The sequence below is a fragment of the Azotosporobacter soli genome, assembly GCF_030542965.1.
Classification (GTDB): Bacteria; Bacillota; Negativicutes; order SG130; family SG130; genus Azotosporobacter; species Azotosporobacter soli.
The window spans coordinates 34,345-52,527 of record NZ_JAUAOA010000002.1 but is presented as its reverse complement, the minus strand read 5'-3'; the positions used below and the strand labels follow the sequence as shown (position 1 = coordinate 52,527).

Genomic DNA, 18,183 nt, shown 5'->3' with positions numbered 1-18,183 from the left:
TGTCGATGACGTCAATATCCTTTGTGCAATTAGAAGTGTAGGAGGATAGATATGGATAAGAAGAACGGTTGCGGATGCAGTTCTCTTAATCAAATGAAATCCTGTTGCGACGAGGATACGCGAAGTGCAGAAAAAAACAGGCAGTTGTTGTTGGAGTTTTTCTACATCGATCTTACTACTTGTGAACGTTGCATGAAGACGGAAGAAATCTTGACAGCCGCCATTGCGGCAGTAGCGCCGGTCTTGCGAATGAGCGGCTTTGCTCTTGAAATAAAAAAAACGCTGGTGTCGACGGAAGAGCAGGCTCGCGATCTTTGCCTGCTAAGTTCGCCAACCATCCGACTTAACGGACAGGATCTTCAAATGGATGTTCGGGAAAGTCAATGCGCAGCGTGCGGCTCGATTTGCGGCGAGGAGATCGATTGCCGGGTTTGGGTTTGGCGCGGTGAAGAATACGCAGTACCGCCGAAGCAGATGCTTGTCGATGGGATTTTACGTGCGGTCTACGGCGATAAACACATTGAAGGGGAAACGTTATTTCAAGATCTGCCTTTGAATTTAAAAAAGTTTTTTGCGGCAAAGAAAGATAAAGAGAACACTTGAAGGCGTCTTAGTATTTCGCCAATAAAGGTAAGCATGCGAAAGAAATTTGACAAATGCTTCAAATCTGTATATGATTGAAATCAAATATAAGAATACGCCCCCAAAATGAATTGCGTCAGAGGCAGGTGTTGGTGGATTGAATTTGACAAAAATAATGAAAGCCTTGAGCGATGAAACGCGGTTAAGCATCGTTAATCTTTTGCGTGTGGAAAGTTTGTGCGTTTGCGAAATTGAAGCCGTGTTGCAAAACAGCCAGTCGAATGTATCGCGGCATCTTGCAAAACTGCGTGAAGCAGAAATTATTATCAGCGATAAGCGCGCGCAATGGGTATATTACGAAATTAACCAGGAGCTGTTGGCGGCGCAGCCTTTTCTTAAAACATTAGTCGAGGTAGACTTGGCGAATAATCCTCGCTATCAAGCGGAAATTGCAAAACTCCGTCAATATCGCGAGACAAATGGCGTATGCCAGCCGTTACCGTAGACGAAATGTGTGGTTTAATGGGCTGTTGCCATGTAAAGAAAGTGAAGATAAGGAGAGAATGAAATGAGCAAGATTGAAATTTATGATCCGGCGATGTGTTGCGCTACAGGTTTGTGCGGTCCGAGCATTGATACGGAACTGTTGCGGGTGACGACGGTGATAAATGCACTGACCACTAAAGGCGTTCAGGTGGTTCGCTATGGTCTGTCCAGTGAACCGCAGGCGTTTGTCGATAATAAAATGGTTAATGAATATTTGATGAAAGAGGAAGTCGATGTACTGCCGATCACCGTTGTGGACGGACAGGTCGTGAAGACGAAAACATATCCTAGTGATGCGGAATTTGCTCAATGGGCCGGCGTGGCAATCGAAGAGATTGCTCCGGCTAAAAAAGAAAGCGGCGGTTGCTGCTGCCCGAGCGGCTGCTGCTAAGGACAGGAACGGCAATCGCACGGAATAAGATGGATGCGTCAAACAGACGCAGGCCATCTTATTTTTTTTTGCAGGAAGAAAAAAAGAAATATAGATGCAAAAACTAATAGTTGCAATATACAACTAATCGAGGTATTCTATAGACAAGAAAAAAAGGAGGCAAATTGCAGCGATGGAAAATGAAGAGCAAATGGGAGCCCGACGCTTGCGTGAGGGAACACGGCAATTGGTAAGAGGACTGGGGGTTTTAGAAAAAAGTGAGGCAGGTTGCTGCGAACTGAGTTTGGGACAGTGTCATGCGATTATCGAAATTGGCCGCAGTGGCGAAATGTCGCTGATGCAACTGGCGCTTGTCTTAAATCTCGATAAGAGTACGGTCAGTCGCCTAGTGGACAAACTGGTGCAGGAAGGACTGATCGACCGGCAGGAAAATAGCGCGGATCGTCGCTATAGTTCATTGATCCTTACGGAAGCGGGACGGGCCGTGTTTCAAAGCGTAGAAACAAAAATGGGCGATCATTTTATGGAAGTGCTGGCTGCTCTGCCGCAGGAAAAAAGAATGCAGATCGTAGAAAGCATTGAACTTCTCGGCAATGCCGTTTCGACGATTCGCAATCGGGAGACAAAGAATAAACGCGAGGTGAGATAAAAATGAAAACGGAAAGCGATTTTCAAATCCGTCCGGCAACGACTGCTGATACGGAACGGATTGTTCAATTATTGAACGCGAATGACTTGCCGAGTTGCGGTCTGCAAGGTGGTTCACAACAGTTCTGGCTTGCCGTGAAGAAAGGGGAAGCGGTTGGGGTGATTGGCTTAGGGCGAAATGGAAAACGAGGGCTATTGCGTTCGCTGGCGGTGGCGAAAGCGTACCGAAATAACGGCATTGCAAAAGCGCTGCTAGAAGAGGCTCTTTTTAATGCGAGGCAGGCAAAGATAGAGGAAATCTATCTGCTTACCGGTACTGCGAAAGATTATTTTCTGCGCAAGGGATTTAGCCTGACGGATCGAGCGTCTTTGCCGCCGATGCTATTGCAAGACGCCGGGATGGAAAATGCATGCTCGGCCTGCAGCGATTGTCTATATCGCAGCTTGCTTGAGGAAGAAAAGGAATAAAAAACGTCAAGTAAGGAGGTATGAGGCATGATAAAGGTGAGAGACGCCGAAAGCGGCGATGTGGCAAAAATTGCGGAAATTTATAACCAGGGAATCGAAGATCGGCAAGCCACAATGGAAACAAGGCTGCGCAGCGAAGCGGATATGAAGGAATGGCTTGCCGCGCGCGGCGCGCGCTATCGCGTCTTGGTAGCGGAACAAGAGGGCGCTGTCGTGGGCTGGGCTTCGTTGAATCCGTTCAGTGCGCGCGACTGTTATGCCGGTGTGGCGGATCTGTCGATTTACATTCAGCGCGAGCGTCGAGGCGTCGGGCTGGGGAAACTGTTATTGGAAGCGATACTGCGTTTAGCCTGCGAACTGGAATTCCACAAGGTCGTGCTGAGCGCGCTGAAGCGCAACGAAGCCGGCCAGAGTCTGTATCGAGCGATGCAGTTCAGGGAGGTGGGCGTATACCAGCGCCAGGGGAAGCTGGACGGCGAGTGGCAGGATGTATTGCTGATGGAAAAACTTTTGTGAAAATGAAACGTGTAAGGAAAAGAGGCGATCATTGTGTTTGAAGAATTTGCAAACCTGGTTGTGTACGGTTGGCTGGGCATGGCAAAAGAGGATCATTTGGCGGCTGCGCTGCAGTTTTTTATTTACGATACGCCGAAAATACTGGTTTGGCTTAGTTGTGCGATCTTTATCATTTCAGTTCTCCGCTCGTACATTTCACCGCTCAAGGTAAAAGAACTGCTGGGCAGACAGCGAACGTTGACAGGCCATATTACAGCCGGACTGATTGGCGTAGCCACGCCGTTTTGCTCCTGCTCGGCGGTGCCTCTCTTTATCGGTTTGATAGAGGCGGGCGTTCCGCTTGGGGTAACGTTTTCGTTCCTGGTCGCATCGCCCATGGTCAATGACGTCGCAGTGATCATGCTGTGGAGCCTATTTGGCTGGAAAGTCGCCCTGATGTATGTGACAAGCGGCTTTATCATCGCCGTCCTGTGCGGCATCCTTATCGGCAAACTGGGAATGGAACGTTTGTTGGAAGAAGATGTCCAGCTAACGAGTTGCAAGAAGCAGGTGGAAAGGCTTACGCTGACGTTTTATCAAAGGTGCAAAGAAGCGTTGCAGTTTACGCTTAGCTTATTGCGTCAGATCACGCCGTATATCCTGGTCGCGCTCAGTATCGGCGGTTTTATTCATGGCTATGTGCCGGAAGATTTTTTAGTCGCCTATGCCGGAAGAGAGAATGTGTTGGCAGTGCCGCTTGTCGTCGGCATCGGGATTCCGCTATACAACAGTGCGTCAGGGATGGTGCCGATCATCTATGCGTTGATGGAAAAAGGGCTTCCGGTCGGTACGGTGCTGGCGTTTATGATGGCGGTCTCGGCGATCAGTTTTCCCGAAATGATCATCTTGCGCAAAGTCATGAAGACGCAATTGATCATGCTGTTCGCAGGAATTCTGACCGTATCCATTATCGTGACGGGCTATCTGTTTAATATGCTTGCGTATTAGTAAAATTGGAAGCGTCATTTGACTCGCAAAAGAAGATGCCATATACTGTTTCTGTACCGACTGGTTGGTATAGAAAATAGCGGAGATGATGGCGTGGCGGAGCGACGACAGGAGATTATTGAAAGTGCAGTGGAAAGTCTGCATTCAAAAGGATATGCAAGCACTTCGCTGCAGGGTATTTTGCAGGCGGCGCAAATCGGCAAAGGGCAGTTTTATCATTATTTCTCTTCCAAACAGGAGTTGGGGCTGGCGATTGTCGACTATTGTTTTGAAAAATGGAACCAGCGTGTAGTGTGCGGCATTTTTACTGCGGAAATGACGGCTAAGGACAAAATCAGAAAGATGCTGGAAGGCGCGCTTTGCAATCAAAAGGCGGACGGCGGTAAATGCGGCTGTTTTTTCGGCAATTTGGCGCTCGAGCTCAGTGAACATGATGAACTGTTTCGGCAAAAATTAAATCGGATGTTTGAAGTATGGATCAGTCACTTGAAAATAATTCTGGATGAAATCAGAGAAGAGGAAGAACTGCCGCTTCCGATGGAGAGCGGAAAATTAGCGCAGTCCATTGTGGCGATGCTCGAAGGCGGTATTATGCTGATGAAAAACAGGCAGGACGTTCAAACGCTGGCTGATATTGCCGACGTGATAAAAAAAATGGTCAATATTGCGGATGAAGGGAGAGAGGATGTTGCGTAAATATGTTTGGGGCATTGTACTCATTATTGCATTGCTCATTGGCGGATACAGTTTGTTCGGCACGAATAAGACCGCGGAAAAGATGCCTGAAAAGCAACAAACGACGAGCGAAACGGGCGTGACCGTCGGCAAAGTCGCTCCTTCGTTTACGCTGGATAGTCTGGAAGGCAAAAAGACGCCGATCGGTGAAGTCGGCAAGGTCTATGTCTTGAATTTTTGGGCCAGTTGGTGTCCGCCCTGCCGTGAAGAATTTCCGGAACTGGTTGCGTTTGCGCATAAATATCAGGGCAAGGTTGAATTTCAGGCGATTAATTTGCAGGAATCCGAAAAGAAAGTGGACGACTTTCTGCGTCAGGGCGGCTATGCGTTGCCAGTGCTTTTGGATAAGGATGGTACGGTTGCCCAACGTTATAAGATTACGGCGATTCCGACTACCCTCGTGATTGATGGCAAAGGCATCATCCGCTATCGTAAAAGCGGCGAGGTTACGCTGGCTGAATTGGAATCAGTTATCAAAGGATGGTAGGTGGAAAAATGGAGTTGGGAAATATCAGTCTGATCGGCGTTTTTTTGGCAGGGCTGCTCTCCTTTGTTTCACCGTGCGTATTGCCGATGCTGCCGACTTTTTCTGCGGTGCTGGCCGGTTCGGTTGACGGAGAGGATGAACGTTCCTGGAAGATATACGTCAATGCACTGTGCTTTTTGGCCGGCTTTACGGTCGTATTTATTTTGATGGGAGCTACCGCATCGCTGCTCGGCGAATGGTTTTTTGAGTATCAGTTGGAAATTCAAAAGATAGGCGCGTTAGTCATCATCGTAATGGGGCTGACGTTGTCGGGCGTTATTCGCATTGGCCTGCTGGAGCGGGAGTACCGGCCGCTGCTGTCCCGGGCGTTTCAGGGACCGTTCGGCGCATTCCTTTTGGGCGTTTCGTTTACGGTCGGCTGGACGCCCTGCACAGGGCCGATTCTTGCGGCGATTCTCGTTTATGCGAGCGGTTCGGCTACGGTCGGCATTGGCGCGGCGCTGCTTTTCGTTTATGCGCTGGGCTTTTCCATCCCGTTTTTTCTCTTGGTCGTTGTCTTGCGGCGTTATTTGTTTCGACTGCGCGCTGTCTATCAATATTTGCCGCAGATACAACGCGCAGCCGGTTATCTGCTGATTCTGCTGGGTTTGTTGATTTGGCTGGACTGGCTGGGGAAAGGGATCGGAATCATCTGGTCCTTATTTGCATAAAGGAGAAATGTGTATGTGTAAATCACGCTGGATGACGGGTTTGCTTCTTTTCACGTTTTTGCTTGGCTTTGCGTTTATCGATAAAGCTGCCGCCGAGGAAACGGGCGTAACGGTCGGCAAGAGTATACCGCTATTTAACGCCAGTGATTTGAACGGGCAGAGCGTCCAAGTCGGCATGCCAGGCAAACCGTATGTCTTGAATTTCTGGGCTACCTGGTGTCCGCCCTGCCGGGAAGAGTTGCCTGAACTGAATCAATTTGCCAAACAGTATTCGGCGAATGTTGAATTCAAGGCGATTAATATTCAGGAATCCGGCGATGCCGTCGGCGCATTTTTAAGCAATAACGGCTATGATTTTCCGGTATTGCTCGATGCGGAAGGCAACATTGCCCGTGATTTTAGGATACGTTCCGTGCCTACGACGCTCGTCGTCGACGCGCAGGGCGTAATCCGTTATCGCAAAACGGGAACGGTGACGATGGCTGAGTTGGAAAACGTACTGAGCGGACTATAGAAATTACGCGCACGGCAACTTTTTTTTCGTTTGGTATATGTTTTTTGCAGAATACCTGATAAAATCAAAATAAAATGCGAATTAGGAGAGAGACACGTGCAACATCAATATAAACAAGAAATGCAAATGCAATTGAATGACAAACCTGTGGTTAAAGGTGACAATAAACTATACCGGGTGCAAAATCCGATGCGCAGCGAATTGTCCTTGACGATATTTGTTCTGTTGAAGGGCTATATTTTGCGCGGCATTAAGAAAACAACGAAAGCGCATCCGAAGATCAACATTCTCTTCGGTAAAGTCGGCGGATCGTGGTGGAAACCGGAATATCGCATCGTCATCGGCGGTAAGACGAAAAATGAAGTGCAGGCGGCTGCGATGATGCTGCAGAAGAACCTAAACGGCGGAAAAACAAAGAAATAATTTCGACAAGCAAATAAGAGCACTGCAAGGCGATGGCCCTGCAGTGCTCTTTTAAATGAACGGTGATACGAAGTGCTGAGAGAGTATGGCCAAGCTTAAAAAGCGGGCAGTTGTTTCTTCCAGTACTGCAAATCTACGGCGCTTAGCGGCAGTTCGATTGGCGAAGCGCTGTCGGCGTATTTAAAGGAAACGCTTACGGTTTGAGCCTGCGCAATGGCCGCAAGAACGGGGCGCGGGAAAGCGACGAATAAAGTATTGGTGTGCTGCAGCGATTTTCCGCTTGCTAAGCCGTCGGGAGAATAGCTTGGCGGCCTCGCGGAAATCGACACGGCAGTAAGCGTATAGGATTGACCGTCGACCGTGATGCGGAAAAAGCTTTCCAGCGGCGGGGCGGCGTAACGGAAATCGACGATCGATAAGGTGGCGCCGGTAATCTGATTTGTTTGCGGTTCGAGGACGCTGCGAAAATCAATGTTGCAGTAGGCCGATAAGTTTGCGGCGCTGCGCTGATCGTAGGCTAAAGTACTGTGATAGGCGTACGCGGCAAGGGATGCGACGAGGAAAAAGATGAACAGCATGCTTTTTTTCATGATGGCTCCTTTAAAATTGTTTTTCGGTCTTTTAATGGTACAGGAGATTGAGTGTTTTGTCGAATGGAACCTGTTTCGTTTAAAAAGAGAGCACTGTTTTTTGAAATGTAGCGGAAATTTTTTGCTGCGTAAGGTATAATACTTAAAAGAAAATGATGAAAGTTGACGCGGAGGAGCAACCACAGATGAATAAACCGATTGTAATTGGCATTGCGGGGGGAACCGGATCCGGAAAGAGCACGGTGGCCAATGAAATTTATAATGCGCTGCCGAAAGAGAGCATCGTCAAGATTGAACAGGACAGTTATTACAAGGATCAAAGCGCGCTGTCGTTTGAAGAAAGAATCAAGACGAATTACGACCATCCGGATGCGTTTGATACGGATCTATTGCTAAGTCACTTACAGGCTTTGATCAGCGGCAAGTCGATCGAAAAGCCGATTTACGATTTTGAAATACATAATCGCAAACCTGAAACGGTCAGCGTGTCGTCAAAAGACATCATCATTTTAGAGGGAATCTTGATACTGGTCGAACCGGAAATCAGAAACATGCTTGATATCAAGCTGTTCGTCGACACCGACGCAGACGTCCGCATTGTGAGACGGCTGCAGCGCGATATAAAAGAGCGCGGCAGAACGATCGACTCGGTCATCGAGCAATATTTGAATGTGGTAAGACCGATGCATCTGCAATTTGTCGAGCCGACAAAACGCTATGCTGACATTATCATACCCGAAGGCGGCTACAATAAAGTGGCCATCGATATCATGGCCGTAAAGGTGAATGAAATCGTAAACAGCAAGAAAAAACTGCGGCGCGAGGCGAATCTGGCGCGCGCATAGCAAAAGCATGCAGACCAAGGTAATCGCCGCGTTTTTTTTGCGCGAGCGTCATGCGACGATGGTCTGTGAGTGGGAAATGAAAACACGCCTCAACTGCTGTTGGGGCGTGTTCGTTTTTCAATCGAGGATGGGCAAAGAGAAACAAATGGTACAGCCTTGTTGTGCGGCTTCATCGACCCAGATTTTGCCGCCATGTGCGATGACGATTTCCTTGGAGATGGCCAAGCCGAGACCGCTATGTTCCGAAGCGGCGCTCTGCGATTCGTTGCCCCGGTAGAAACGTTCAAAAATATTGGCGATGTGTTCGGACGGAATTCCCGGCCCGTCATCGCTTACCGACAGCAGTGCCATCGATTTGCCGTCGGGGAATGCTTCGCCTTCCGGATTGAGAGCCGTAAGTGAGCAACGAATGACGATGGAGCCTTGTTTGCTGACGTAGCGCGTCGCATTGGCGATCAGGTTCGCAAAGACCTGATCGAGGCGATCTTCATCGACCGATACGAAAATGTCGGCTGCAATGGAAATGTCGCAGTGGAAGCGGATTGCGGCGTTTTGCACATCGGAGAGGTATTTTTCATACACTTTTTCAATCAGCGGCGCGAGCGGCAGGCGTGCCATGCGAAAGCGATCGGATTGCGATTCGATCCGGGCCAGCTCAAAGAGATCCTGGATCAGGCGGTTGAAGCCGAGCATCTTGGCATGGATGCGTTTCAGGTAGGTTCGTTGCTGTTCGGGCGAATCGATGATCTCTTCTAACAACAGTTCAGAATGCCCCAGAACGGAACTGACCGGCGTACGCAAATCATGCGAAATATTGGCCAGCAGACGGCGGCGTGATTCTTCCATCAGCTTAAGCTGCGCGTGCGCGAGGTGGCGTTCGGTGGTATCGTGCCAGATAATCACCGTGCCGAGAAAACGGCCGCCCGGATCGCTCAGCGGCGCGCTCTGCAGTGTGTAGTAGCGATCGCCGTCGGCGCGCTCATAGAGCGTTTCCTGCTCCGTCACGTTACGCTGTAATGCGATCTCATTTAGTGCCGGCCAAACTGAGAAGATTTCGGTTGCAGGACGCCCGACGGCTTCGCCTGACGCTATCGACAATGTTGCTGCCGCAGCCGGATTCAATTCATAGATGTAACCCTGGTAATCGACCACGACGAAGCCGTCGCTCATTGCAGTGATTACGGCGTCTTTTGCAACCGGTACAAGCGTAAAGACGCGCAGATACAAGAGCGCCCAGAACCAGATCAAGCTTGCCAACAGAAAACCAATTGGCAGGAGTAACTTAAAATCAGACGACTGGTTGGTTAAGTTTGCACTGACGCTGAGAACCTGACCGGCAACGCTGAAGAGCGGGGCAAGCGCGACGGCGATCGCCTGCCAACGACGCAAACCGGAGGACTGCCTGATCCAGCGCAAATTGAAATAGTAACAGAATAGAACCAGCAAATAGCTGTAGCCAAGTATCATCCAATGCAGAGGCGTACCCGTGTCCAGCCAGCCATGCCATTCGTTGCTGAAGACCAGCAGCGAAAAGAGAATCGGCAGCGCAACAAGCGACGCAAACCGGCGTCGGGTGAGCCAGGCGTCTTGGCCGGAAATTTGCAGAACCAGCACCAGCCAGGCAGGGACGAGGGCGATGCCGGCGGTCCAGGATACCTTGTTCCAGAAAGACTGCCAGAACGGACTGGAACTTTCCGAAATGATCACTGCGCCGGTCAGCCAGAGGACGCGAAGTACTGTGGTGAGCATGAATGTCGCTACGCCGGGCACGCGGCGATAGTGCCAGAGATAGGCGACCAAGGCGGTCAGCGCTATGATGACGAATAAATGAATTCCGATGCTTGGCAAGTGCGGATAGGATATAGGCATGAAAAAAGATCCTCCAGTCAGCTTCGCGTATTATCAGATACGTTCTGGAAAGTTTTTTTATTTCCTGTCGGGAAACGGTGCGCGCTCTCTTTAAAATTGAAAAGCGAAAGAACAACGATTCCGCTGCAGGAAGGGAACGGAAACGAATTGCAGAATAGTATAAGAATCAGGCGGCGATGCCTTACCGTTTTGCCGCACTGCACGGAAAAGGAGGATGTGTGGTGCCTATCATCGAGTTAACGATCGGGCCTTTGAAAGCCGGGAAAAAAGCCGAATTGATCGAGGAATTGACGAAGACGGCTGCGACGATCACAAAAATTCCGCCGGATGCGTTTATTGTGGTGCTCAAAGAAATGGCTGATGAGAATATCGGCGTCGGCGGCAAGCCGTTGGACCGGGTGAAAAAAGAGCGCTTGCAAGCGGTGCCGACTACGGCGACGGAAAATTTGCCGGAAACGCGGCGCGACGAGAATGAGTTTTAAAAAGCGGCTGTCCCAAACGGATGTGAGTCTGGTTGGGACTTTTTTTGCGCCGTCGTGGAATTGTTTGTGAAAAATGAGAGAATCGTCCTATTAATAGTGTTATGTTAATAGGGTATAATAAAGTGTCTGTGAACGCAGCCAAGTGATGAAAAGCATTGCTTGGCTGCTGTATTTGCGCGGCGTTAAAAAATGGAATGGGGTGTTCTTTCAGATGGAACGGGAAAAAATTTTTCGTAAGACAGTAGTCGGCGTCAGTGCGTTGGCGCTTTGCCTGTCGCTGGCGAGCGGCTTAGTGCAACCAAGCAAAAGTGAAGCGTTTAGTTTGGGAAGTTTTGGCGACGCGGTTCTTAACACGGCGGTGGAACAGAAGAAGGTCAAGGACTCACTGGATTATTATGAGAACGACGGCAGAAATGAACTGTTTGAAGAAATAAAAAAATCGGACGGCGTGGTCGATGATGCCTATCTGAATGAAGAATTAAGCCGCATCATGGAACGTCTGAGCGGTACGATTGCCCAAACGGAACCGTCGATTAAAAACAAGCCGTACAATTATTTTATCAATCCGCAGGCGGAATTTAATGCGTATTGTACGCTGGGGCATAATGTCTCAGTAAATGCCGGCGTGTTCTCTTTCTTTGACAATGACGAAGAGCAGATCGCGGTCGTTGTCGCGCATGAGATGGTGCATGGACAGAAGCAGCATCCGTACAAGGGCGCGCAGCAAAAGATGACGGTCGATTTCGTAAAGAAGGTCGCCGGTTCGCAAATGAACGGCGGCAGTCGCCTGGCGGTCGATGTCATCGCCAAGAACGTCAAGGCGGTCGGCATCACGAAGCCGAACGAATGGGAAGCGGACAATATCGCATTCTCTTATATCACGGATGCCGGTTATAATCCGGGCGCTCCCGCTGCGGTGTGGCAGAAGGTGATCGACAACAAGGGCACCAGCAAAGGCAAAGGCGTGCTGGATGATCTTTTGAATCCGTCCACGCATCCGGGCGAAAAAGAACGGCGCGATAATTATGCGAAGAAGCTGAGCGAATACAGCAACAATAAAGTGAGCGTTAACGCCGCGAGCGGCGAAGTCAAAGTCAACAACAAACTGTTTATGAAACCGGCTGCCGCAGGCAGCATGAGCGCGCTGGAACGCAGCTACCTCATCGCCGGGCATCTGGCCAGCGTCTATCACAATAAGACGGCGACGGAACAGGCGTACAATGACAGCGGCGTCGTCAAGATCGGCGAGACCTCCATTGTGCAGGCGACTGCGGGCGACGGCAACGCCGACGATTTGGCTAAAATTCTCAATGAAATAAAATAAAGCGTTTTTCGCTTCAACTGGCAAAGCACCCTGGGACTCGTTTGAGTATCCAGGGTGCTTTGTCGTTAATAGACTGGAATGTTTTGCCGAAACATTCCGGCGATAATCGTTTCCATCGTGTACAGGCCGGGCGGCTGGCCGATAAGAAATTTAGCAGCGAAAATCGCGCCCTGACCGAACGCGGCGCGATTGATGCTCTCATGCGAGAGGCGAATCGTTTGGTTCGGCATGCCGAAAATAATTTCGTGCCGTCCGATTACGCCGCCAACCCGGATCGAATTTACATGCTGCGTTGCATCCAGTTGCAGGACCTGTGCCAGCTTTTTCGCCGTGCCGGATACTTCGCTCTTGCCTTTGAAATGTTCTTCGACGATTTCAATGTCTGCGTGCGGTGCAATCTTTTGCAGAATTTGCGCCGCGACCAACAACACATTGATGCCGAGCGTGATGTTGGGCGAATAGAGAAGCGGCGTTAACGCGCTAAAAGAGTGGAGCAACGCCTGTTCGTGCGGCGTGTAGTTTGAAATGGCTGAAATGATCGGGACGCCTGCTTCGGCGGCGCGCTGATAAAAGGTAAGGCCGCCGGAGCCGGAAAAATCGACGAGCGCATCGATCGGGTGATCGATAAAAAAAGCGGCGTCGATATCGGCGCTGGAAAAAATCTCACCGGCGTCCGATTCGTGCCCCAATAAACGGCTGGCATATTTGTGCGAAGCGTTGTGCGTGTTGCGAATCACCCACGACAAATGGAACTGAGGATCGCTTAAAAACTCGTTGGCGACGATCTTACCTGTCTTGCCAAAGCCCAAAATGCCGATGCGTATCATAGTATATCCTTCTCTTTCAACCTATGCAGGTTAGTTTGCAGGGACAAAAAAGGAGCCTGCGATAGCAGGCTCCTTGCTGGAGGAAAAATCTTCTATTTATTGCAGTATATATCATTTCGCGGCAAGCGTCAAATCAGCGGCGGCGCGGTAGGAAAAATATTAAAGATCAGAGCAATAGAAAAAAGAAAAAAACTTGAACAGAACATATGTTCTGTATTATAATGCTGGCAAAGGAGCTGATCGTGTGGACGTGTTTGACAAGTTAAAGATTTTGACGGATGCGGCGAAGTATGACGTCGCCTGCACATCGAGCGGAGTTGACAAGCGGGCGGGAGCGGGCGGCATTGGCAGTGCGGCGGCGAGCGGAATTTGCCACAGCTTCTCGGCTGACGGGCGCTGCATTTCGCTGCTGAAGGTCTTGCTGAGCAATGCCTGCATCTATGACTGTCAATACTGCGTCAACCGCTCTTCCAACGAAACGCAGCGCACTGCGTTCACGCCGCGTGAACTGGCGGAGCTCACGATGAACTTTTACCGACGCAATTATATCGAAGGCTTGTTCTTAAGTTCCGGCGTGCTGAAAAATCCCGATTATACCTGCGAGCAAATGATTGAGACGCTCAGAATCCTGCGCGAGGAATACCGCTTTCATGGTTATATCCATGCCAAGGCGATACCAGGAGCGGATCATCGGTTGACGGAGCGGCTCGGCATGCTGGCCGACCGGATGAGCATCAATATCGAGCTGCCGTCGCAGCGCAGCCTGCAGCTCTTGGCGCCGGACAAGTCGAAACAGTCGATTTTAGCGCCGATGGGCTACATCAAGCAGCGCATCCAGGAGGCGACGCGAGACATCGTCAAGTATCGCCACGCGCCCAAATTCGTGCCGGCCGGACAAAGCACGCAAATGATCATTGGCGCGACGCCGGACACGGATTTTCAGATTCTGAATCTGACAGAAAGTCTTTATCAAAAGTATAAGCTCAAGCGGGTCTTCTTTTCCGCTTATCTGCCGGTCGCCGAAAATGCATTGCTGCCATCGCTTGATACGCAGCCGCCGCTTTGGCGCGAACATCGATTGTATCAGGCGGATTGGCTGCTGCGCTTTTACGGTTTCGCGGCCAACGAACTGCTTGATGGAGAGCATCAAAGCTTCAATCCGTTTGTCGATCCGAAATGCAACTGGGCGCTGAATCACCGTGAATTTTTTCCGGTCGACGTCAACCGCGCCGAGTATGAAGCGTTGCTTCGGGTACCCGGCATCGGCGTGATGAGCGCCAAGCGGATCATCGCGGCGCGGCGCATGGCGACGCTGCAGGAGGCGGATTTGAAAAAGCTCGGCGTCGTGCTGAAACGGGCGCAGCACTTCATTCTCTGCGGCGGCAGGAGTGCGAGTCTGATCAAATGCAGTCAGCAAACGGTGCTGCGCTCGCTATTGTCGCAAAAGACGCTGGCGCTGTATCGCGCGCAAGGCGGTCTGGCCGCAGGTGCAGAACAGCTGTCGCTGTTCGAGCTGCCAGCTGCACAGGCGATAACGTTACTTGAGGGATAAAGGAACCGATAACACGAAGAAGCGAAGCGGGCCGATTGTATCGGCCCGTTGGGAAGAAAGGAAGAAGGAAAAAAATCTTCCTTTCTTCAAATCTTCGTGTAAAAACCTCTCGTTTGATTTGATTTTGCACCTTTGTGTTTCAATAAAATTCGAGGCCATAGTATTCGAAGTGTAATGGAAATTTTTCAGGAGGAGAGAAAGCATGCAGGTCCGATCAGAGGTGACGTATCGCTATGATGGCAGTTTTGAGGGGCTGCTGTGCTGTGTGTTTGAGAGCTATGACAAGAAGGAAATTCCGGCGGATATCCTGCTTGATGCAGCGCCGGCGGGGCTGCTGTTTCGCGATAGGACGATTGTGACGGAGTCTGACAAAGCGCAGCGGGTGCTGGCGTCGATTCCGCAAAAGATGGGGCGGGACGCGCTTTTCTTCATCCGCCAGGCTTTTCTGACCTGTCTGCCGCAAAAGGAAGTTCAGCTGCTGCGTTTCATGCGCCTCGGTTATCAACATGGCCCGGCGGTGCTGCAGATGCTGACCGATGAGACGGTGAGCCGTCTGATGAAGGCGGTGCGGCATTTGGAACGTGAGAGCCATCTGTTGAAAGGCTTTATCCGCTTTTCGATCACGGACAATGTACTAACGGCGCAAATCGAGGCGAAGAATATCGTGCTGCCGCTCCTGGCCGAACATTTTTGTCAGCGTTTTCCCGAAGAACGTTTTCTGATTCATGATAGGAGCCATGGCATGGCGCTCATCTACCAGCCTTACCGCCCGATGATCATCGCGGTTGACGAATGGGAAATGCCGCAAGCGGATGAGACGGAACTGGCTTACCGCAAATTGTGGCGGCTTTTCTACGACAGCATCGAAATCAAGGCGCGCCACAACCCGCGCTGTCGCATGACGCAGATGCCAAAACGGTATTGGAAATATATGACGGAGTTTGCCGCCGAGAATAGCGCGCCGCAAAGGGAAATAGGAGAGAGGAAAAAAATGAATGCGCAGCGTTTATTGCCGCCAAGCCAAGCGTAACCAAGCTGCGCCAGATGAGTTTGACAAAATGATCAGCGAAGGAAGTCTGCTCTGTAAAAGGATAAATGAGGGAGCAGGCTTTTTTCTGTTAACAATGGGATTAGCAAAGAGGAGGGCGGCAGGAAACCACTGCTTCCATATGGAATTAACCGATAAGATATCATGAGCGTATAAAAAAGAAAAGGAGGAAACCGTCATGCAGATGAAAGAAGAATTTTTTCGCATGCTATTTGAGAAATCGCCGAACGCGATTGCCTATCAAGAGTTGCTTTGGGACGAGAACGGCAGCGTTTGCGATTGCGCTTTGCTGGCGGTGAATCCGAAATTTGCCGAACTGTTTGCGGCTTCGCGGAGCGAAATTGAAGGGATGCGCTTTAGCGAATTTTATCCGATTCAGGATGAAAAGACGGAACGCTATCTTGTGATGTTGAATGAGGTTGCGACAAGCGGAGAAAGCGTCACATTTAATATGTATGTCAGAGCGTTGAAAAAGTGGCTGCGTATTAGCCTGTTTGTCTTAGATAAGGATTGCATTGCCTCCATTTGCACGGATATCACGAGGGAAGTGCTTCAGGAGCAGGAAATGGAGGGCTTTCTTAAGGCGAATTTGGATATGCTGTGCGTAATCGACACGGCGGGTTGCTTTGTCAAAGAAAACAAGGAATTTGAAGATGTGTTGGGCTACCGATCCGAGAAATTGGAAGGACGTTCTCTTTTTTCCCTGCTTCATGCCGATGACAGGGAAATGACTGAAAATATGCTGCTGGAAATGAAAACGCAACAGAAAAGTGTACGTTTTATCAATCGTTGCCGTACGAAAAGCGGTGAATACAAATATATCGAATGGCATCTGCAGGCAATTGGCCAATATATTTATGCTTCGGCCAGAGATGTGAGCGAAACCATGTGCCTGAATTTGAAATTGCAGGAAAGCAATGAACGACTGACGAAGCAGGCCGTTACCGATAAGCTGACGGGGCTTCATAACCGTTATTTTTTAGAAGAACGCTTGCAGGAAGAGTTTGAGCGCGCCGATCGTTATGATGAGGCGCTGAGCATGGTCCTTTTCGATTTGGATCATTTTAAGAAAGTAAACGACACCTGGGGGCATCTGGTTGGCGACGATGTATTGATGCAAGCGGCGGCAACCGCGCGCTATTTCATCCGTTCCAGCGATTTTTTGGCGCGCATCGGGGGCGAGGAATTTGCGCTGGTCATGCCCCAGACTCCGCTGGCGGGCGCGGTTAAGGCGGCGGAGAAAATTCGCAGCGCGCTCGGCCAATGCATCCATCCTCATGCGGGGCAGGTGACGGCCAGTTTCGGCGTGGCGCAGCGAATGAAAGGCGAATCGTTCAAAAATTGGTACCAGCGGACGGATGCAGCCTTGTATCGGGCGAAGAATAACGGCCGCAACTGCGTCGCTTCCTGCAGCGAGCCGGAATTGGCGCCGTTGGCTACGATCAGTCTGGAGTGGCGCAGTTGCTGGGAGTCCGGATGGGAAGAGATTGATGCGCAGCACCGACAGATGTTTGAGTTGGCCAATGTGCTATTGAATGCGAACGGGCCGGATGTTTCAAAGGAAAGCTTGTTGCCGCCGCTGGAACGCTTGTTGGAACATGTGCGTCATCATTTTTCGGCGGAAGAAAAGATTCTTGCAAAAGTGAATTATCCGCAGGCGGAAGAGCATGGCAAACTTCACCATAAACTGCTCGCGAAAGCGGTGCGCCTTAAAGACGGTTATGTCAGCGAGGAGATCCGCCCCTCGGCCTTCTTCTCCTTTTTGGTTGACGATCTGGTGCTGGAACACTTGTTAAAAGAAGATGTGAAGTTCTTTCCCTATCTGCCGTAAAAAGGAAGAAGCTCCTAAGCGTTTCACGCCTTGTCGGAAGCAAAAGCTTGTGCTACAATCAAGAACGGCCGTTGCGACAAGTACGCGCAGGGCCGGGAGGTCGGAAAATGAAGAAGAAAAAAGGCTATTGGCAAAGCGTGCTGTTTTGCCTCGCCGGATTTATAGCGCTCGCCGCATGGATGAAAAGCGGACAGGTCGCGCCATTCGATCAAAGCGTCGCAGGCTGGCTGCAAGGCGATAAGAGCGCAGCTCTGGAACGTCTGGCGCAGTGGATTTCTACGCTCGCCGCACCTAAACTGCTGCTCGAAATCAGCACGGCGCTGGCCGCACTTGCGCTTTTAGCGCGTGAACGTTTTAAACGCGCGGCGCCGGGCTTGCTGCTTTTTGCCGGCGTCAACCTGCTCGCCGGCGTGAGCAATCTGTTTTTGAAACACTGGTTCGCCAGACCGCGGCCAATTGCGACGCTTAGCAGCTACAGTTTTCCCAGCGGCCATTCGATGCTCGGTTTTACGTTTTGCATGACGGCGGCGTACCTGGCGTGGCGCAACTGCGAATCGCGCACCGGACGCAATGCGGCGCTGGCGCTGGGTATATGCGCGACGCTGCTGATTGGCCTGAGCCGTATTTATCTGAACATGCATTATCCAAGCGACGTACTCGCCGGATTTTTCGTTAGCGGCGCGATCGTAAGCGCAGCCGTCATGGTATTTGAAAAGACTACGGTGCAGTCATCGAACGAATAGCTGAAAAAATAAGAGGACTGTCGCAAAATAGCATGGTAGCGCTATTTTGCGACAGTCCTCTTATT

At 50.4% G+C, this 18,183-nt stretch carries 22 protein-coding genes; 19 read left to right on the top strand and 3 right to left on the bottom strand.

Annotation, left to right across the window (positions count from 1 at the left end):
• The first annotated feature begins 51 nt into the window (after positions 1–51).
• From QTL79_RS02250 to QTL79_RS02195, 12 genes are all read left to right on the top strand, one after another.
• The gene (locus QTL79_RS02250; RefSeq protein ID WP_346353311.1) at positions 52–603 is read left to right on the top strand and encodes a DUF2703 domain-containing protein; all 552 of its coding nucleotides are present in this window, start codon (positions 52–54) and stop codon (positions 601–603) included.
• A 142-nt stretch (positions 604–745) separates the two neighbouring features.
• Complete coding sequence (locus QTL79_RS02245; RefSeq protein WP_346353310.1) at positions 746–1,087, top strand: ArsR/SmtB family transcription factor; 342 nt, start codon at positions 746–748, stop codon at positions 1,085–1,087.
• Between the two features lie 63 nt (positions 1,088–1,150).
• On the top strand, positions 1,151–1,519 hold the full coding sequence (arsD, locus tag QTL79_RS02240) for an arsenite efflux transporter metallochaperone ArsD (protein WP_346353309.1): 369 nt from the start codon (positions 1,151–1,153) through the stop codon (positions 1,517–1,519).
• Positions 1,520–1,691: 172 nt separating this feature from the next.
• Positions 1,692–2,168, top strand: coding sequence for a MarR family winged helix-turn-helix transcriptional regulator (locus QTL79_RS02235; protein ID WP_346353308.1), 477 nt, complete (start codon positions 1,692–1,694; stop codon positions 2,166–2,168).
• Positions 2,169–2,170: 2 nt separating this feature from the next.
• Entirely contained in the window at positions 2,171–2,635 is a 465-nt protein-coding gene (locus tag QTL79_RS02230; protein WP_346353307.1) for a GNAT family N-acetyltransferase, read from the top strand.
• A 27-nt stretch (positions 2,636–2,662) separates the two neighbouring features.
• Entirely contained in the window at positions 2,663–3,151 is a 489-nt protein-coding gene (locus QTL79_RS02225; protein ID WP_346353306.1) for an arsinothricin resistance N-acetyltransferase ArsN1 family A, read from the top strand.
• A 33-nt stretch (positions 3,152–3,184) separates the two neighbouring features.
• On the top strand, positions 3,185–4,138 hold the full coding sequence (locus QTL79_RS02220; RefSeq protein WP_346353305.1) for a permease: 954 nt from the start codon (positions 3,185–3,187) through the stop codon (positions 4,136–4,138).
• Between the two features lie 93 nt (positions 4,139–4,231).
• Positions 4,232–4,834, top strand: a complete 603-nt coding sequence (locus tag QTL79_RS02215) for a TetR/AcrR family transcriptional regulator (protein WP_346353304.1) — start codon at positions 4,232–4,234, stop codon at positions 4,832–4,834.
• Complete coding sequence (locus QTL79_RS02210; protein ID WP_346353303.1) at positions 4,824–5,360, top strand: TlpA family protein disulfide reductase; 537 nt, start codon at positions 4,824–4,826, stop codon at positions 5,358–5,360. The genes QTL79_RS02215 and QTL79_RS02210 overlap by 11 nt, the downstream gene beginning before the upstream one ends.
• Positions 5,361–5,368: 8 nt before the next feature.
• The gene (locus tag QTL79_RS02205; RefSeq protein WP_346353302.1) at positions 5,369–6,070 is read left to right on the top strand and encodes a cytochrome c biogenesis CcdA family protein; all 702 of its coding nucleotides are present in this window, start codon (positions 5,369–5,371) and stop codon (positions 6,068–6,070) included.
• A gap of 13 nt (positions 6,071–6,083) precedes the next feature.
• Positions 6,084–6,584 (top strand): TlpA family protein disulfide reductase, encoded by a 501-nt coding sequence (locus tag QTL79_RS02200; protein ID WP_346353301.1) that lies wholly within the window; start codon positions 6,084–6,086, stop codon positions 6,582–6,584.
• A gap of 96 nt (positions 6,585–6,680) precedes the next feature.
• Entirely contained in the window at positions 6,681–7,007 is a 327-nt protein-coding gene (locus QTL79_RS02195) for a hypothetical protein (protein ID WP_346353300.1), read from the top strand.
• Positions 7,008–7,102: 95 nt separating this feature from the next.
• On the opposite strand, the gene QTL79_RS02190 is transcribed toward QTL79_RS02195, so the two are convergent.
• Entirely contained in the window at positions 7,103–7,597 is a 495-nt protein-coding gene (locus QTL79_RS02190) for a hypothetical protein (protein WP_346353299.1), read from the bottom strand.
• A gap of 185 nt (positions 7,598–7,782) precedes the next feature.
• Here QTL79_RS02190 and udk point away from each other — a divergent pair, with 185 nt between their 5' ends.
• Positions 7,783–8,442, top strand: coding sequence for a uridine kinase (gene udk / locus QTL79_RS02185; protein WP_346353298.1), 660 nt, complete (start codon positions 7,783–7,785; stop codon positions 8,440–8,442).
• A gap of 117 nt (positions 8,443–8,559) precedes the next feature.
• Here the strand turns inward: udk and QTL79_RS02180 are convergent, their stop codons facing one another.
• Entirely contained in the window at positions 8,560–10,311 is a 1,752-nt protein-coding gene (locus QTL79_RS02180) for a histidine kinase N-terminal 7TM domain-containing protein (protein WP_346353297.1), read from the bottom strand.
• A gap of 221 nt (positions 10,312–10,532) precedes the next feature.
• On the opposite strand from QTL79_RS02180, the gene dmpI reads away from it, so the two are divergent.
• Positions 10,533–10,793 carry a 4-oxalocrotonate tautomerase DmpI gene (gene dmpI, locus QTL79_RS02175; RefSeq protein ID WP_346353296.1) on the top strand — a complete coding sequence of 87 codons (261 nt, stop codon included), beginning with the start codon at positions 10,533–10,535 and terminating at the stop codon, positions 10,791–10,793.
• Between the two features lie 145 nt (positions 10,794–10,938).
• Positions 10,939–12,117, top strand: coding sequence for a M48 family metallopeptidase (locus tag QTL79_RS02170; RefSeq protein ID WP_346353295.1), 1,179 nt, complete (start codon positions 10,939–10,941; stop codon positions 12,115–12,117).
• Between the two features lie 65 nt (positions 12,118–12,182).
• Here the strand turns inward: QTL79_RS02170 and QTL79_RS02165 are convergent, their stop codons facing one another.
• On the bottom strand, positions 12,183–12,944 hold the full coding sequence (locus QTL79_RS02165; RefSeq protein WP_346353294.1) for a 4-hydroxy-tetrahydrodipicolinate reductase: 762 nt from the start codon (positions 12,942–12,944) through the stop codon (positions 12,183–12,185).
• A 244-nt stretch (positions 12,945–13,188) separates the two neighbouring features.
• On the opposite strand from QTL79_RS02165, the gene QTL79_RS02160 reads away from it, so the two are divergent.
• The 4 genes from QTL79_RS02160 to QTL79_RS02145 all read left to right on the top strand — a co-directional run bounded on the left by QTL79_RS02160 (position 13,189) and on the right by QTL79_RS02145 (position 18,118).
• Positions 13,189–14,496, top strand: coding sequence for a putative DNA modification/repair radical SAM protein (locus tag QTL79_RS02160; RefSeq protein ID WP_346353293.1), 1,308 nt, complete (start codon positions 13,189–13,191; stop codon positions 14,494–14,496).
• A 202-nt stretch (positions 14,497–14,698) separates the two neighbouring features.
• A complete protein-coding gene (locus QTL79_RS02155) occupies positions 14,699–15,526 on the top strand; it encodes a TIGR03915 family putative DNA repair protein (protein ID WP_346353292.1) in 828 nt (275 codons plus the stop codon).
• 196 nt (positions 15,527–15,722) lie between these two features.
• Positions 15,723–17,375: a diguanylate cyclase gene (locus QTL79_RS02150; protein ID WP_346353291.1), complete on the top strand. Its 1,653-nt coding sequence runs from the start codon at positions 15,723–15,725 to the stop codon at positions 17,373–17,375.
• A gap of 107 nt (positions 17,376–17,482) precedes the next feature.
• On the top strand, positions 17,483–18,118 hold the full coding sequence (locus QTL79_RS02145; protein ID WP_346353290.1) for a phosphatase PAP2 family protein: 636 nt from the start codon (positions 17,483–17,485) through the stop codon (positions 18,116–18,118).
• Positions 18,119–18,183: the final 65 nt, after the last annotated feature.